This window comes from Cobetia sp. UIB-001, assembly GCF_044789135.1.
Classification (GTDB): Bacteria; Pseudomonadota; Gammaproteobacteria; order Pseudomonadales; family Halomonadaceae; genus Cobetia; species Cobetia amphilecti.
In genome coordinates this window covers 3,963,034-3,978,623 of the sequence record NZ_CP058244.1, presented here as the reverse complement: position 1 = coordinate 3,978,623, position 15,590 = coordinate 3,963,034, and the positions used below count along the sequence as shown (strand labels likewise).

At 63.2% G+C, this 15,590-nt stretch carries 11 protein-coding genes; 8 read left to right on the top strand and 3 right to left on the bottom strand.

Annotated elements, in window-relative coordinates; translation table 11 throughout:
* Window positions 1-10: 10 nt before the first annotated feature.
* Window positions 11-1,009 carry a DNA-directed RNA polymerase subunit alpha gene (locus HA399_RS16445; RefSeq protein WP_043334822.1) on the top strand — a complete coding sequence of 333 codons (999 nt, stop codon included), beginning with the start codon at window positions 11-13 and terminating at the stop codon, window positions 1,007-1,009.
* Window positions 1,010-1,055: 46 nt separating this feature from the next.
* Window positions 1,056-1,442: a 50S ribosomal protein L17 gene (gene rplQ / locus HA399_RS16440; RefSeq protein ID WP_043334820.1), complete on the top strand. Its 387-nt coding sequence runs from the start codon at window positions 1,056-1,058 to the stop codon at window positions 1,440-1,442.
* A 184-nt stretch (window positions 1,443-1,626) separates the two neighbouring features.
* Here rplQ and uvrA read toward each other — a convergent pair whose 3' ends face one another.
* Window positions 1,627-4,506 carry an excinuclease ABC subunit UvrA gene (gene uvrA / locus HA399_RS16435; protein WP_404325533.1) on the bottom strand — a complete coding sequence of 960 codons (2,880 nt, stop codon included), beginning with the start codon at window positions 4,504-4,506 and terminating at the stop codon, window positions 1,627-1,629.
* Window positions 4,507-4,713: 207 nt separating this feature from the next.
* On the opposite strand from uvrA, the gene HA399_RS16430 reads away from it, so the two are divergent.
* The 5 genes from HA399_RS16430 to HA399_RS16410 all read left to right on the top strand — a co-directional run bounded on the left by HA399_RS16430 (window position 4,714) and on the right by HA399_RS16410 (window position 11,551).
* Complete coding sequence (locus HA399_RS16430; protein ID WP_404325532.1) at window positions 4,714-6,129, top strand: MFS transporter; 1,416 nt, start codon at window positions 4,714-4,716, stop codon at window positions 6,127-6,129.
* An 87-nt stretch (window positions 6,130-6,216) separates the two neighbouring features.
* The gene (gene ssb, locus HA399_RS16425; RefSeq protein ID WP_131432841.1) at window positions 6,217-6,873 is read left to right on the top strand and encodes a single-stranded DNA-binding protein; all 657 of its coding nucleotides are present in this window, start codon (window positions 6,217-6,219) and stop codon (window positions 6,871-6,873) included.
* A gap of 443 nt (window positions 6,874-7,316) precedes the next feature.
* On the top strand, window positions 7,317-9,824 hold the full coding sequence (locus tag HA399_RS16420) for an EAL domain-containing protein (protein WP_404325531.1): 2,508 nt from the start codon (window positions 7,317-7,319) through the stop codon (window positions 9,822-9,824).
* Window positions 9,825-9,886: 62 nt separating this feature from the next.
* Window positions 9,887-10,771 carry a sugar nucleotide-binding protein gene (locus HA399_RS16415; protein WP_404325530.1) on the top strand — a complete coding sequence of 295 codons (885 nt, stop codon included), beginning with the start codon at window positions 9,887-9,889 and terminating at the stop codon, window positions 10,769-10,771.
* An 18-nt stretch (window positions 10,772-10,789) separates the two neighbouring features.
* Window positions 10,790-11,551, top strand: a complete 762-nt coding sequence (locus HA399_RS16410) for a lysophospholipid acyltransferase family protein (RefSeq protein WP_348473006.1) — start codon at window positions 10,790-10,792, stop codon at window positions 11,549-11,551.
* A 154-nt stretch (window positions 11,552-11,705) separates the two neighbouring features.
* On the opposite strand, the gene fabB is transcribed toward HA399_RS16410, so the two are convergent.
* Together fabB and fabA are read right to left on the bottom strand one after the other, a co-directional pair.
* Window positions 11,706-12,923, bottom strand: a complete 1,218-nt coding sequence (gene fabB, locus HA399_RS16405) for a beta-ketoacyl-ACP synthase I (protein WP_043334810.1) — start codon at window positions 12,921-12,923, stop codon at window positions 11,706-11,708.
* A 13-nt stretch (window positions 12,924-12,936) separates the two neighbouring features.
* Window positions 12,937-13,452 (bottom strand): 3-hydroxyacyl-[acyl-carrier-protein] dehydratase FabA, encoded by a 516-nt coding sequence (gene fabA / locus HA399_RS16400; RefSeq protein ID WP_043334808.1) that lies wholly within the window; start codon window positions 13,450-13,452, stop codon window positions 12,937-12,939.
* Between the two features lie 297 nt (window positions 13,453-13,749).
* Here fabA and HA399_RS16395 point away from each other — a divergent pair, with 297 nt between their 5' ends.
* Window positions 13,750-15,588 carry a bifunctional diguanylate cyclase/phosphodiesterase gene (locus tag HA399_RS16395; RefSeq protein WP_284893584.1) on the top strand — a complete coding sequence of 613 codons (1,839 nt, stop codon included), beginning with the start codon at window positions 13,750-13,752 and terminating at the stop codon, window positions 15,586-15,588.
* The last annotated feature ends 2 nt before the right edge of the window (window positions 15,589-15,590 follow it).

Genomic DNA, 15,590 nt, shown 5'->3' with positions numbered 1-15,590 from the left:
AGGTGTTCTTATGCAGCGCTCAGTGACAGAGTTTCTCCGTCCTCGCGATATCAAGGTCGAGGAAGTCAGCGCCCATCACGCGCGAATCGTCCTCGAACCCTTCGAGCGTGGTTTCGGCCACACCCTGGGGAATGCTCTGCGTCGCATCCTGCTTTCTTCCATGCCCGGCTGTGCCGTCGTGGAAGCTGAGATCGAAGGCGTTCTGCACGAGTACAGCGCCATTGAAGGGGTGCAGGAGGATGTAATCGAAATCCTGCTGAACCTCAAGGACGTGGCCATCAAGATGCATGGTCGCGACGAAGCTGTGCTGGCGCTGAACAAGAAGGGCCCGGGTATCGTGACTGCTGGCGACATCGCTGGCGACCACGATCTCGAAATCGTGAATCCGGATCACGTCATCGCTCACCTCAATGATGGTGGCGAGCTGAAGATGCAGCTCAAGATCGCTCGTGGCCGCGGCTACGAAGCGGCAGATGCTCGCATCTCTGCTGATGACGAATCACGTGCCATTGGCCGCCTCCAGCTGGATGCGACCTTTACCCCGGTTCGTCGGGTCTCCTATGCCGTCGAGGCTGCGCGTGTTGAACAGCGCACCAACCTCGACAAGCTGGTGATCGACCTGGAAACCGACGGCACACTGGATCCGGAAGAAGCGATCCGCCGCTCCGCAACTATCCTGCAGGAGCAGCTGGCCGCCTTCGTTGATCTGGAAGCAGACAAGGAACAGGAAGTCGAAGAAGAGGAAGATCAAATCGATCCGATCCTTCTCCGTCCCGTAGACGATCTTGAGCTGACTGTTCGCAGTGCGAACTGTCTCAAGGCCGAGAATATCTATTACATCGGTGATCTCATTCAGCGCACCGAAGTTGAGCTGCTGAAGACCCCGAATCTCGGCAAGAAGTCCTTGAATGAAATCAAGGACGTGCTGTCCGCGCGTGGTCTGTCCCTCGGCATGCGGTTGGAAAACTGGCCGCCCGCAAGCCTGAAGGACGACAAGGCTTCCGCTTAAGGAAGCCCGGTCGGCTCAAGCCCCAGACTGGTAAGGAATCACAACCATGCGTCATCGTAAGAGTGGTCGTCACCTGAACCGTACCAGCTCTCACCGTGAAGCCATGTTCAAGAACATGTGCATCTCTCTGGTAGAGCACGAAGTCATCAAGACTACCCTGCCGAAAGCCAAGGAACTGCGTCGTCATATCGAGCCGCTGATCACCCTGGCCAAGCAGGACACCGTTGCGAACCGCCGTTTGGCGTTCTCTCGCACGCGCTCCAAGGAAGCGGTCGGCAAGCTCTTCAATGAGCTCGGCCCGCGCTACACCTCCCGTCCGGGCGGTTACCTGCGCATCCTGAAGTGCGGCTATCGCGCCGGTGACAATGCCCCGATGGCATTCGTCGAGCTGGTCGATCGCCCGGTTGCCTCCGAGGCAGCGGGCGAAGAGTAAGCTTCGGCTTGCTTCGTCCACAAGAAAAGGCCAACCCTCACGGGTTGGCCTTTTTTTTATGCCTGGCAGTTGGCTGCGTGACACGCCCGTGTCATTTGCCGAAAGGTTCACCTCGCCCCGGGGTGTGTTGAGAATGTGCTGGGGCGAGGTGAACCAGAGGAGCGGAAGGGGCGTGAGCCGACGCCTAGCTGCTGGTCTCGGCCTTCTTCTTGCTGCTCGCGGTGCCACTGGTGGCTTTCTGGCGCTCCAGCAGTGGGGCCAGGAAGCGACCGGTATGCGAGACCTCCTGCGTGGCCAGTTGCTCTGGTGTGCCTTCGGCGATGATCTGGCCGCCGCCTGAGCCGCCCTCCGGACCGAGGTCGATCAGCCAGTCGGCGGTCTTGATCACATCCAGGTTGTGCTCGATCACGACCACGGTGTTGCCGTGATCGCGCAGGCGGTGCAACACGACCAGCAGCTGGCGAATATCCTCGAAGTGCAGACCGGTGGTCGGCTCATCGAGAATATAGAGCGTCTTGCCGGTATCGCGCTTGGCCAGCTCGCGCGCCAGCTTGACGCGCTGGGCTTCACCGCCGGACAGCGTGGTCGCACTCTGGCCGAGGCGGACGTAGGAGAGGCCGACATCCATCAGCGTCTGCAGGCGGCGGGCGATGGCCGGAACCGGCGAGAAGAACTCCAGCGCCTCCTCGATGGTCATCTCCAGCACTTCGTGGATGCTCTTGCCCTTGTACTGCACTTCAAGCGTCTCGCGGTTGTAGCGCTTGCCCTTGCAGACATCGCAGGGCACGTACATGTCGGGCAGGAAGTGCATCTCGACCTTGATCAGGCCGTCGCCCTGACAGGCCTCGCAGCGGCCGCCCTTGACGTTGAAGCTGAAGCGGCCCGGCTTGTAGCCGCGGGCACGCGCTTCCTGGGTGCCGGAGAACAGCTCGCGGATCGGCGTGAAGATGCCGGTATAGGTCGCCGGATTGGAGCGCGGCGTCCGCCCGATGGGGCTCTGGTCGATATCCACCATCTTGTCGAACAGGTCCAGCCCTTCGATGGTGCCGTAGGGCGCGGGCGTCAGGGTGGTGGCCCGATTGAGCTCACGCGCCGCCAGCGGCATCAGGGTGGCATTGATCAGCGTCGACTTGCCCGAGCCCGAGACCCCGGTGATGCACGTCAGCAGGCCTGTCGGCAGCGTCAGCGTCACATCCTGCAGGTTGTTGCCGGTGGCGCCGGTCAGGCGCAGCACCTTGTCAGGGTTGGCCAGAAGGCGGTAGGGCGGCACGGCGATCTCGCGCTCGCCACTCAGGTATTGCCCGGTCAATGAGCCCGGCGTGGCCTCGATCTGCTCCGGCGTGCCCTGGGCGACGATCTCGCCACCATGCACGCCGGCGCCCGGGCCGATATCCAGCACGTGGTCGGCGGCGCGAATCGCGTCCTCATCATGCTCGACCACGATCACGGTGTTGCCCAGGTCGCGCAGATGGATCAGCGTCTTGAGCAGGCGATCATTGTCGCGCTGATGCAGGCCGATGGACGGCTCATCGAGGATGTACATCACCCCGACCAGTCCGGCACCGATCTGGCTGGCGAGACGGATACGCTGCGCCTCACCGCCGGACAGGGTGTCGGCGCTGCGCTCCAGGGTCAGATAGTCGAGGCCCACATTGACGAGAAATTCGAGGCGCGCCTGGATCTCATGCACGATCTTGGCGGCGATCTCGCCCTTGCGTCCCGGCAGACTCAGCTTGCCGAACTCTTCCCACGCTTCACCGATCGGCTGACGCACGACCTCAGAGAGCGTGCGGTCATCGACATAGACGTTGCGCGCTTCACGACGCAGGCGCGAGCCGTCGCAGCTCGGGCACGGCTGGACCGCCAGATAGCGGGCGAGGTCCTCGCGCACCATGTTGGATTCTGTCTCGCGGTAACGGCGCTCCATGTTGGGCAGCACGCCCTCGAAGGGGTGCTCGCGGGTCACCTTGCGGCCACGGTCATTCACGTAGCTGAAGGCGATGTCCTCGCGGCCACTGCCATTGAGCACGGCGTCACGCGCTTCATCGCTGAGCGACTCCCAGGCCGCTTCCAGCGCGAAGCCGTAATGCTCGGCAACGGCCTGCAGCTGGCTGAAGTAGTAGACGCTGCGACGGTCCCAGCCCTTGATGACGCCTTCGGCCAGTGACAGCTCAGGATGGCTGATCAGCTTCTCGGGATCGAAATACTGCTTCACGCCGAGGCCGTCACAGGTCGGGCAGGCGCCCGCCGGGTTGTTGAAGGAGAACAGGCGCGGTTCCAGCTCGGCCAGCGCATAGCCACACACCGGGCAGGCGAAGCGCGAGGAGAAGACGAGGTCTTCCTGTTCGCCATCCATGAAGTGCAGGCGTGCGCTGCCGTCGGCCAGATTCAGCGCGGTCTCGAAGGATTCGGCCAGGCGCTGCTTGAGGTCTTCGCGCACCTTGAAGCGATCGACGACGACGTCGATGTCATGCTTCTTGTTCTTCTCCAGCGGCTTGAGGTCATCCAGCTCGACGATCACGCCGTCGATGCGTGCCCGCACGAAGCCCTGGGCGCGCAGCTCTGACAGCAGCTGGAGGTGCTCACCCTTGCGGCCACTGACCACCGGTGCCAGCAGCATCAGCTTGCTGCCTTCCGGCAGGGCGAGCGCCTGATCGACCATCTGCGAGATGGTCTGGGCTTCCAGGTCGATCGCGTGGTCAGGGCAGCGCGGCGTACCGGCGCGTGCATACAGCAGGCGCAGGTAATCGTAGATCTCGGTAATGGTACCGACGGTGGAGCGCGGGTTGTGCGAGGTCGATTTCTGTTCGATGGAAATCGCCGGTGACAGACCTTCGATATGGTCGATGTCCGGCTTTTCCATCATCGACAGGAACTGACGTGCGTAGGTGGACAGTGATTCGACGTAGCGCCGCTGTCCCTCGGCATAGAGAGTGTCAAAGGCAAGTGATGACTTGCCGGAACCGGAAAGTCCGGTCACCACGATCAGCTTGTCACGCGGCAGTTCGACATCGATGTTCTTGAGGTTGTGGGTGCGCGCACCCCTCACCTGAATCCTGTCCATTGCCACCTCGGGCTGCGTCGATAAAAGCAACGATTATAAGGCGCGGGTGAAACACCCGGCAAAGGCTGCATGCTTTCAAAGCCGCCAAGCGGGCCTTAGAATATGCAGTCCATTGGTGGGCGACCACCGTTGGACGTCACATCTCGGCGACCCACGTGGTCGGCCTCCCTCTTCTTGACTGTCATGCTCCGGAGCCCGCCGCCGCCCATGAAAACCTCTCGACTGCTCGCGCCGGAACGCCGCGCCATCGTCGGCCTTGCCAGCCTCTATGCGACTCGCATGCTGGGGCTGTTCATGGTGTTGCCGGTGCTGGCGCTCTATACCCGTGACCTCGCCGGAGCGACGCCGACACTGGTCGGTGTGGCGCTGGGTGGCTACGGGCTGACCCAGGCATTGCTGCAGATTCCGTTCGGCTGGCTGTCAGACCGACTGGGGCGCAAGGCCGTGATCGGCTTCGGGCTCGGGTTGTTCATTCTGGGCTCGCTGGTCGCGGCGACGGCCGACAGCATCGAGATGATCATCCTCGGGCGCTGTCTGCAGGGCAGCGGCGCCGTGGCGGGAGCGATCATGGCACTGCTGGCCGATCAGACCCGGGAGGAGGTTCGCACCATGGCGATGGCCTCCATCGGCATGTCGATCGGGGTCGCCTTTGCACTGGCGATGGTCGCAGGGCCACTGGCCGCAGATGCCTTCGGCTTGTCGGGAGTCTTCTGGTTGACCGCCGTGATGGCCGTCGCGAGCCTGTTCGTGCTCTGGAAGCTGGTGCCAGCTGCGCCCAAGCGTCAACATCAGGATGTGGGGCTTGATAGGCGCCAGCTCAAGGGTATCCTCGCGAATTCCGCATTGTTGCGCATGGATGTGTCGATCTTTGCGCTGCACATGATCCTGACCGCCTGCTTCGTGGCCATTCCCCAGCAGCTGGTCAATTTCGGCATCGCCCCGGCGCATCATGGCTGGATCTACCTGCCATTGATGGGGCTGGCCTTTGTCGCCATGCTGCCGCTGGTCATCGTGGCCGAGAAGTATCGGCGCATGAAGCCCGTCTTCCTGGGGGCCGTCGCGACCATCGCGACAAGCTTGCTGCTGCTGGGAGTCGATGGCATCGAGCATGCGGGGCTTGCGATGTTCCTCGGCCTGCTGTGGCTGTTCTTCGTCGCCTTCAATCTGCTTGAGGCGACCTTGCCGTCGATGATCTCCAAACTGGCCCCGGCCGGTGCCAAGGGCACGGCGATGGGGGTCTATTCCACCAGTCAGTTCCTGGGCGCCTTCGTGGGCGGTGTCGGGGGCGGCTGGTTGACCGGGCATTTCGGTCTGAGCGGCGTGTTCTTCGCCATGGGGCTGGTCGCCATTCTGTGGCTGGCCGTGGTGTGGGGCATGCAACCGCCGCGACATCTGGGCAGTGAAGTGATCGGCCTGTCACCCGAGGCCGCGCAATTGTCGGCCGTCGAGCTGCAGACACGCCTGCTGGCGATCGCCGGCGTGGAAGAGGCGCTCGTGGTGCGTGAGGAACGGGTCGCTTATCTCAAGGTCACACGCGATACACTGGATGACAAGGCGCTGGCCCGCTTCACTCGCCAGCGTGATGACGAAACTCCGGCAGGCGCGGAAGTGCCTGCCAGCTGAACCCTGACATCGGCAACACATTGCCGATGCACTCGATACCTTCTCCGGTGCCCATGGCGCGCCGGTCTATTTGCAGGAGTAATCTTCATGGCTCGTGGCGTAAACAAGGTCATTCTGATCGGTAATCTCGGTCAAGACCCGGAAGTTCGCTTCACCCCGTCCGGTAGTGCGGTGTGCAACCTGAACCTCGCGACGACGGACACCTGGAATGATCGCCAGAGCGGTCAGCGTCAGGAACGTACCGAATGGCACCGTGTGGTGATGTTCAACAAGCTGGCTGAAGTGGCCCAGCAATACGTCAAGAAAGGCTCACGCCTGTATATCGAAGGTCGCCTGCAGACGCGCAAGTGGCAGGATCAGAACGGCAATGACCGTTACAGCACCGAAATCGTGGCCAACGACATGCAGATGCTGGATACGCGTGGTGAAGGTGGCGGCGGCAACTTCGCTGGTGGTCGCCCGCAGCAGGCGCCTCAGCAGGGCGGCCAGCAACCGGCCGCAGCCCCCCAGCAGGGTGGCCAGTTCGGTGGTCAGCAGCCGGCCCCGCAGCAAGGTGGCCAGTTCGGTGGTCAGCAGCCGGCCCCTCAGCAAGGCGGTCAGTTCGGTGGTCAGCAGCCGGCCCCTCAGCAGGGCAACAACTTCGGTGGCCAGCAGCCTGCGCAGCAGAACAACTCCCAGAACAACAATTTCGGTGCGCCGCCCGCGGGCAGCTTCGATGATTTCGATGATGAAATCCCGTTCTGAATAAAGTTTTTCGTCTGTGCGCCGATAGAGCGCGCAAGCGATAACGAAGAAAAGGCCCTCGTTCAGCGAGGGCTTTTTTTTGAATCAAGCATGAGATGTCCGCGTTTTTGTTTATGTAAGTATCTGTTTTTCATGGATTATTGCTGATCATGAGAAATGATTCCGAGCGCGACATCCAGTGGCTTGTGCCGCGCGTAAGGGAGGTTGAGCGCCACTCCATTGCGGCTCATACATGCGTTGCAAACGAGCGTTGTGCAAAAACGCTTCATGGCCGTATTCTCTTGGTATCTCGCCGTTGGACTGCCAGTGTTGTCGGGTGGCAATCCATGGCCTGAGAAGCCTGTCGTGGTACTCCAGAGGGAGTGCTGGCGACATGACGCCGTTGTCGGATTTCCGCCCCTATCTTGCCGACTGTGGCATGCCCCTGATGATTGAGGTTATTCATGCATGGCAGTTATTCCTACCCACTGGTCGCCCTGTCAATCGTGGTCGCCGTGCTGGCTTCACATGCAGCGCTGCAGCTGATTCGTCAGGTCGCGCTGGCCCCTTCGCGCGCCACCAGCCTCGGCTGGCTGGTGGGCGGAGCCGTGGCGATGGGGCTGGGTGTCTGGGCCATGCATTTCATCGGCATGCTGGCGTATGAAAGCCCGGCTTCGGTCACCTATGCGCCCGGCCTGACGGCGTTGTCGGTGCTGATCGCAATGCTGGCCTCGGGGCTGGCGCTCTGGGTGAATACGCTGCCACGCCTGACGCCGATGCTGTTGATGACGAGCGGGACCATCATGGGCGGCGGCATCGCCACGATGCACTACACCGGCATGGCGGCGATGCAGATGCACATGCCATACCGCTATGACCCGCTGCTGTTCGCAGTGTCCATCGTGGTGGCGGTGGTGGCCGCGACGGCGGCCCTGTGGCTGGGAGGTTTCTTCTTGCGCCAGCGCCGCCCCAATCGCATCTATCAGGCCCTGGCGGCCGGCGCGATGGGACTTGCGATCGCCGGCATGCATTACATCGGCATGGCGGCGATGGAGATGATGCCGCTGACCACGCCCATCATCTCTCCCGCCGGGGCGGGCATGAACTCCGGGCAGAATCTGTGGCTGGCCCTGGCCATCGCGATCGCGACCCTGGCCGTGCTGGGGCTGGCACTCCTGGCCATCAGTGCCGAGCAGCGCATGCGTCGCAGTCGCCATTACCGCTCGCGTCTGGATGGCCTGCTGGAGTATCGGACCCGGGAGCTGCGTCATGAGCGCGATCAGGTGGCGGTCATGCTGGATTCCATCGATGAAGGAGTGATCAGCCTCGATCGCGAGGGCCATATCCAGCACATCAATCCCATCGCTGCCGAACTGTGTGGCTGGGACCCGTCGTTGGCCCGCGGGCGTCCCTGGGCGCGCATCTTGCAGCTGCGCCATGAAGGTACGTTGCAGTCGGTCGCCAGCCAGCTGGAAGGGGTCTTGCAGCGTGGCGAAGTGGTGCACATGTCCAGCCAGACGCTGCTGGTGGCACGTGATGGCAGTGAATGTGCCGTGGAGCTCAAGGCCTCGCCCGTGCGCCGTCGCAGTGGGGATGTCGAGGGGGCCGTACTGGTCTTCCGCGACATCAGCTATCGCCAGGCCATGATTCGGCGTCTCAACTTCCAGGCACATCACGACAGCCTGACCGGCCTGCACAATCGCACTGCCTTCGATGACTCTCTCACCGCGGCGCTGGCCGATGGCGGCTTTCACCAGCTGCTGTACCTGGATCTCGACTTCTTCAAGGTGGTCAACGACACCTGCGGTCACGCGGCTGGAGACACCGTATTGCGCGAGCTCTCCGCGCTGATGCGAGCGCAGGTGCGGGAAACGGATGTGCTGGCGCGCCTGGGGGGCGATGAGTTCGCCGTGCTGCTCTATCGCTGTTCTCGCGAGCAGGCCATCGAGCGTGCCGAAGCGCTGTGCGCGGCCGTCAGTGCCTATCGCTACTACGATGAGGGGCGGCCATTCCAGTTGGGCGTCAGTATCGGGGTCGCGCCGGTCGAAAGTGGTGTCCAGGCCTCCGAGGTCCTGCGTCAGGCGGATGGGGCCTGCTACATGGCCAAGCAGAGCGGGCGCAATCAGGTGCATGCCTACCATGATGGAGATGCGGGGTTCGAGCGCGCCCAGCGCGAGGTGCAATGGCTGCCGCTGCTGCACGAGGCGCTGGAGAATGATCGCTTCACGCTGTACATCCAGCCGATCCGCTCGCTGAGTGATGCCACCAGCAAGCCCTACTATGAGGTGCTGCTGCGCTACGTCAACGACTCGGGCGAGCACCTGGCCCCGGCGCACTTCATGGCGACGGCGGAGCGATTCGGCCTGATGCCCGAGATTGATATCTGGGTCGTCACCCAGGCGCTGCAGGTGCTGGAGTCCGATGATGGCCGCATCGAATCGGATGCCGTGCTGGCGATCAACCTCTCCGGCCAGAGCATGGGTGACCTGCGCATGCGCGATCAGCTGGCGGCGCTGGTCACGCAAAGCTCCGTCATGCCCCAGCGGCTGTGCTTCGAGATCACCGAGACGGCGGCCATCAGCAATCTGGCCCAGGCGCGCGAGTTCATCTACAGCATGCGCCGGCTCGGCTGCAGCTTCGCCCTGGACGACTTCGGCAGCGGCATGTCGTCCTTTGCCTACCTCAAGGAGCTGCCGGTCAACCAGCTCAAGATCGACGGCGCCTTCGTGCGCAACCTGACTCGCGATAGCCTCGACGCCGCCATCGTCTCCGCCATCTGTGGCATCTGTGCCCAGATGGGCATCATCACGGTGGCGGAATATGTCGAGCGTCTTGAGCTGATCCCCGCCCTCGAGCTGATCGGTGTCGACTTCGTGCAAGGCTACGGTATCGGCCGTCCTCACCCGATCGGCGCCCCTTTGATCCCCATCACTCCACGCAACAACGGGCCTGCAGCCAGTCTGCAAGGTTGATAGAATGACACCTTTGCATCGTCGCCTCTTGCGGCGATGCGCCTGTTTGCTGGAGCCTGCCTGTGAAACTCTTGCTGCTAGATGCCGGGCATTGTCTTGGCCTGGGTCTGATTCGTGTGGCCGGTACGCGCGCCGATCTTGAGCTCAACGCCGTCGAGTCTGACCGTATTGGTGCCGATGACATCCGCGCCAGCCAGGCGGATGTCGTCATCGTGCCGCCGTTCGCACGCCCGGCCGATTCCGCACCTGCCGAGGTGATGGCGCATGCCGAGGCGGTGGAGCAAGTGCTGGCCGCCTGCATCGAGACCGGCACACCGCTGGTGTGGTGCGTGGCAGACCAGATGTTCGAGCAGGGCGGCGAAGGCTTGCTCGACGAGGACGAGGTGCCCTCGCCGATCGATACGGCGCTGCGCCGCGTCATCGCAACCGGTGATCGCATCCGTGCCGAACTGCCCGATCACCTGATCGTGCGTCTGGGCCCGCTGTTCGGTCCGGAAGGGCGTGATGCCTGGTTGCCGACGCTGATCGAGCGTCTGCTGGCGGGTGAAGAGGTGCGTGCCGCCGAGGACGTCATCCTGTGCCCGACCAGTGTCGATGCCGTGGCCATGGCGTTGATCGGCATGCTCCAGCAACAGCGCTGCGGTGCGGATGCCTGGGGGGCCTACCATCTGGCCGGCACCGAGCCCATCAGCACCTACGCCTTCGTCAGTGTCGTGCGTACCCAGTTGATCACCCGTCTCGAGGGGCTGGGCGAGACGGTGGCCGCGGGCCCGCTCAAGGCACTGACGCTCAACGCCGGTACGCCGCTGCGGCGTGTGCTCAACTGCCGTCGCGTGCTGGACACCTTCGGTGTGCATCAGAAGCCGTGGCGCCTCGAACTATCCCGCCTGATGGATGACTGGATCGCGCAGCGCGCCTCCGGCTCATCTCGCCCTGATTCGATCTGACCTGTGGAGACTGTGCCTGTGAATGCGCTGCGTAGCGTGCTGTTTTATGTAGGTTATTTCATGGCGTTGCTGCTCAGCGCCGTGGTGCTGGTGCCGCTGGCGGCCTGCCTTCCGCTACAGGCGCGCTACCGCGTCCTGCATAGCTACAACCATATCGTGCTGTGGTGGTTCCGACTGACCTGCGGCGTGAAGGTGCAGGTGACTGGACGTGACGCCTTGCCTGAGGGGGCCTGCGTGTTGCTGGCCAACCACCAGAGCGAGTGGGAAACCATCTACCTGCAGGTGGCCAAGCGCCCGCTATGCACCGTGCTCAAGCAGGAGCTGCTGAAGATTCCGGTCTTCGGCTGGGGACTGAAGCTGCTGGAACCGATTCCGCTGGATCGCACCCAGCCGTCCAAGGCGCTCAAGCAGGTGCTGTCAGTGGGCACTCAGCGCCTCAAGGACGGCTTTACCGTGCTGATCTTCCCGGAAGGCACGCGCATCGCACCGGGGACGCGCAAGAAGTTCAACAAGTCCGGTGCCGCGATTGCCTGCCGTGCCGGCGTGCCGGTGGTGCCGGTGGCGCACAATGCCGGTGAGATCTGGCCCAATGACAGTTGGATCAAGCGCCCGGGCACCATCCATGTCGCCTATGGCCCGGCCATCGAGACGGCGGGGCGCAAGCCGGATGCGGTGATCGCCGATGTCGAGGCCTGGGTCGAGACCAAGCTGCAGGAAATCTCCAGCGTCCAGCGTCCGCCGCTGGAAGAGGAAGCGGCGGCCGATAGCGTCGGTGCCTGACTGTCTGACGCTTTCGCTGTTGCTCGTCTGATGCATCCGGTGCCCGCCAGCGAGCACCGGACAGCCACCAAAAAGGCCGCCCCGAAGGGCGGCCTTTTCGTGTCTCACACCAGCGCATATTTGCAGACTGCATGTCTGCTGAACGCGTGCTGCATCAGTCCTGGAAGCGTTCCAGAATCAGGCAGGCGTTGGTGCCACCGAAGCCGAAGCTGTTGGACAGCACACGGTCGATCTTGACGCCATCACGACGGGTCGTGACGATGTCGAGGCCTTCGGCGCGGTCATCCAGCTCGCTGACGTTGGCAGACGCGGCAATGAAGTCGTTCTCCATCATCAGCATGGAGTAGATGGCTTCCTGCACGCCAGTGGCGCCCAGAGAGTGACCCGTCAGCGACTTGGTCGAGCTCATTGCCGGGCTGGCGGCGCCGAAGACTTCCTGGATGGCCTTGAGCTCGGCCACATCGCCCACCGGCGTCGAGGTGCCGTGGGTATTGATGTAGTCGATATCGCCATTCACGGTCGCCATCGCCTGACGCATGCAGCGTGCTGCACCTTCGCCGGACGGTGCCACCATGTCGTGGCCATCGGAGGTCGCGCCATAGCCGGTCACTTCGGCGTAGATCTTCGCGCCACGTGCCTTGGCGTGTTCCAGCTCCTCGAGCACCAGCATGCCGCCGCCACCTGCGATGACGAAGCCATCACGGGTCTTGTCGTAGGGACGCGACGCGGTTTCCGGCGTGTCGTTGTAGCTGGTGGACAGGGCGCCCATGGCGTCGAACAGGCAGGACAGGGTCCAGTGCTCTTCTTCACCACCACCGGCAAACACGATGTCCTGCTTGTTCAGCTGGATCTGTTCCACGGCGCTACCGATGCAGTGGGCAGACGTGGCACAGGCCGAGGAGATCGAGTAGTTGATACCCTTGATCTTGAACGGCGTGGCCAGACAGGCAGAGACGGTCGAGCCCATGGTGCGAGTGACGCGGTAGGGACCGACGCGACGCAGGCCCTTGGCGCGCATCACGTCTGCGGCCTCGACCTGGTTCGCGGAGGAAGCGCCACCGGAACCGGCGATCAGGCCGGTACGCTCGTGGGAAACCTGCTCTTCGGTGAGACCGGAATCGGCAATCGCCTGCGCCATGGAGATGTAGGCATAGGCCGCAGCATCCCCCATGAAGCGCAATTGCTTGCGATCGATGTGGTCCTCGAGATTGATGTCGACAACGCCGGCCACGTGGCTACGGAAGCCCAGCTCGGCGTATTCCTCTTTGCGGCGGATACCAGAACGTCCTTCGCGGAGCGATTCCAGGACCTGCTGGCGATCATTGCCCAGGCAGGAAACAATGCCCAGCCCGGTGACTACCACTCTACGCATGGGAGCCTCCCGTTCAGAAGTTCGCAGTGGAGGTGAACAGACCGACGCGCAGGTCGTTGGCCTGATAGATGTCGCGACCGTCAACTGTCACTGTACCATCGGCGATGCCGAGGATCAGCTTGCGAGTGATGACTCGCTTGATGTTGATGGTGTAGGTCACTTTCTTGGCGGTCGGCAGCACCTGGCCAGAGAACTTGACCTCGCCGCAGCCCAGCGCGCGGCCACGGCCCGGATTGCCCAGCCAGCCGAGGTGGAAGCCCACCAGCTGCCACATGGCATCGAGGCCCAGGCAGCCCGGCATCACCGGATCACCCGGGAAGTGGCAGTCGAAGAACCACAGGTCCGGAGAGATATCCAGCTCAGCAATCAGCTGACCCTTGCCGTGGCTACCGCCTTCCTCACTGATGTGAGTGATGCGATCCAGCATCAGCATGTTGGGAGCAGGCAGTTGCGCATTGCCCGGGCCGAAGAGTTCGCCCTGGCCACAGGCCAGCAGCTCGTCGCGAGTAAAGGAGTGTTGCTTGGTCACTGAGTCATTCCGAGTAGCGGGATGGTAATGCCGTACGAGGCACCTGAGCGCCTGAATGGGGCTAGTCTAATGGCTGGCACCCCTGAATGCACGTGGGGGCCAGACTAAAGGGCAGCAAGGGCGGGTGCAAATAAGTCCTACAGCTGGGGGGAAAGTGGTCGATAGGAGCTAGTGTGTGATTCGCGCGGGATCCCCTTTGCCGGCATCGGTCGCAATCCGCTGGAGCCGTGCCGAGAGTGGCCTGCTGCCTGCAAATGCAGGATCATCCCCGATGACCCCTTCCACCGAGAGCTGCTTATGTGGCCGCAAGCCCACTTCAATCGGCCCCTGATCATCGGGGCGCTCGTTGCCTTGACAGCGCTGCCCTGGTTGCCGGGGCTCGAGCTGCGTCTTGCCGCGTTGCTGCCTGCCGTTCTGGCGGGGCTGGACATCGCGCGCCAGCGTCGTCGCCAGCTGCTGCATCGTCAGCTGCTGGAAGCCGCCGTGCACCTGAGCAGTGATGGTCTGGTGATCAGTGATCGCCACAATCGGGTGCTGGCCGTGAACGCCGCCTTCAGTCATATCACCGGTTACGCACCGGAAGAGATCATTGGTCGCAACCCTTCCCTGCTGTCTTCCGGGCGCCATGACGAGGAATTTCACGCCCGTTATCGCCAGGCGCTCGAGGTCAATGGCCACTGGGAGGGCGAGGTCTGGAATCGGCGCAAGCAGGGGGATGAATACCCCGAGTGGCTGCGGGCACGCCGTATCGAGCAGGGCGGCGACGTCTTCCATGTCGCTCTCTTTACCGATATCACCCGCCACAAGGCGCGCGAGCAGGACCTGCAGCGCCTGGGGCTGGAAGATGCCCTGACGGGCCTGCCCAATCGCCGTCGGCTGGGCGACCTGCTGGTCAGTCGCCTCAATGGCCTGCGCGCCGGGGAGGCGATGGACCTGGCACTGATCGATATCGATGCGCTCAAGAGCATCAATGATGCCCTGGGCGCGGAAGGGGGCGATCGTCTGCTGCAGCAGTTCTCCCAGCGTCTGACGGCGCTGGCGCGTGGCGGCGTGGTCGGGCGCATCGGCGGCGACGAATTCGTGATTCTGCGCTCTACGGCGGGTGGCGAGCATACCGCCTGGGTGGATGAGCTGCGTCAGGTGCTGACCAAGCCCTTCGAGATCGGCGATCAGGCGCTGCACCTTGCGCTGTCGATCGGCAGCTGCCGCGCGCCGGAGGATGGCGCTGACGCCGATGTGCTGATGCAGCGTCTGGAAAGCGCCCTGTATGCCGCCAAGCGGCATGGCCGCAATACCGACATGCGCTTCCAGCCCGCACTGGATGCGGGCGGTGACCTGCAACTAGGGCTGGCGAATGACCTGCGGGTCGCCATCGAGAGCCAGGGGCAATTGCAGCTGCACTATCAATGTCAGCACGACGCCAGCACCGGCAAGGTCGCGAGTGTCGAGGCGCTGTTGCGCTGGAAGCACCCGCTGCGAGGGGCCATCTCTCCGGCCGAATTCGTGCCGCTGGCCGAGCGCCATGGCCTGATGCTGCGCCTGGGCAACTGGGTGCTGCGCGAGGCGGTACAGCAGCAGGCCAGCTGGCGGCGGGCCGGTCATCGCCTGTGCATCTGGGTCAATGTCTCGGCCTTGCAGCTGATCCAGGGTGGCTTTGAGGCCTCGCTGGCGGGCCTGTTGATGGAGTATGACGTGCCTGCCAGCTCCATCGGGCTGGAGCTGACGGAATCGGTATTGCTGGATGAGCGTGCCGGTGACGTCTCACGGCGCCTGGCGGCACTACGCGCTCGCGGCCACCAGATCGCGGTGGATGACTTCGGCACCGGCTATTCGTCACTCGCCTATCTGAAGGACCTGCCGGTGGACAAGCTCAAGCTGGACCGCGCCTTCATCCGCAGTCTGCCCGGCGAGCGTGCGGATGCCGCCATCACCATGGCGGTGCTGGCGATGGCCAAGGGCTTGGGCATGGAGATGATCGCGGAAGGCGTCGAGACCGCCGAACAGCGTGAATATCTGGTATCGAATGGCTGCGGCTGGATCCAGGGGTTCTACTTCTCGCGGCCGGCACCCGCGGGGGAGGTCATCGAGCGACTCAATGGCTACGAGGCCGGCAATCTGGCCATCAAGGCCGCCTGAGG

What these genes read in the sequence shown, in the direction of transcription:
- uvrA (WP_404325533.1), bottom strand. Translation starts at nt 4,506, where the DNA reads ATGGACAGGATTCAGGTGAGGGGTGCGCGCACCCACAACCTCAAGAAC.
- fabB (WP_043334810.1), bottom strand. Translation starts at nt 12,923, where the DNA reads ATGCGTAGAGTGGTAGTCACCGGGCTGGGCATTGTTTCCTGCCTGGGC.
- HA399_RS16430 (WP_404325532.1), top strand. Translation starts at nt 4,714, where the DNA reads ATGAAAACCTCTCGACTGCTCGCGCCGGAACGCCGCGCCATCGTCGGC.
- rplQ (WP_043334820.1), top strand. Translation starts at nt 1,056, where the DNA reads ATGCGTCATCGTAAGAGTGGTCGTCACCTGAACCGTACCAGCTCTCAC.
- HA399_RS16420 (WP_404325531.1), top strand. Translation starts at nt 7,317, where the DNA reads ATGCATGGCAGTTATTCCTACCCACTGGTCGCCCTGTCAATCGTGGTC.
- ssb (WP_131432841.1), top strand. Translation starts at nt 6,217, where the DNA reads ATGGCTCGTGGCGTAAACAAGGTCATTCTGATCGGTAATCTCGGTCAA.
- HA399_RS16445 (WP_043334822.1), top strand. Translation starts at nt 11, where the DNA reads ATGCAGCGCTCAGTGACAGAGTTTCTCCGTCCTCGCGATATCAAGGTC.
- HA399_RS16395 (WP_284893584.1), top strand. Translation starts at nt 13,750, where the DNA reads ATGTGGCCGCAAGCCCACTTCAATCGGCCCCTGATCATCGGGGCGCTC.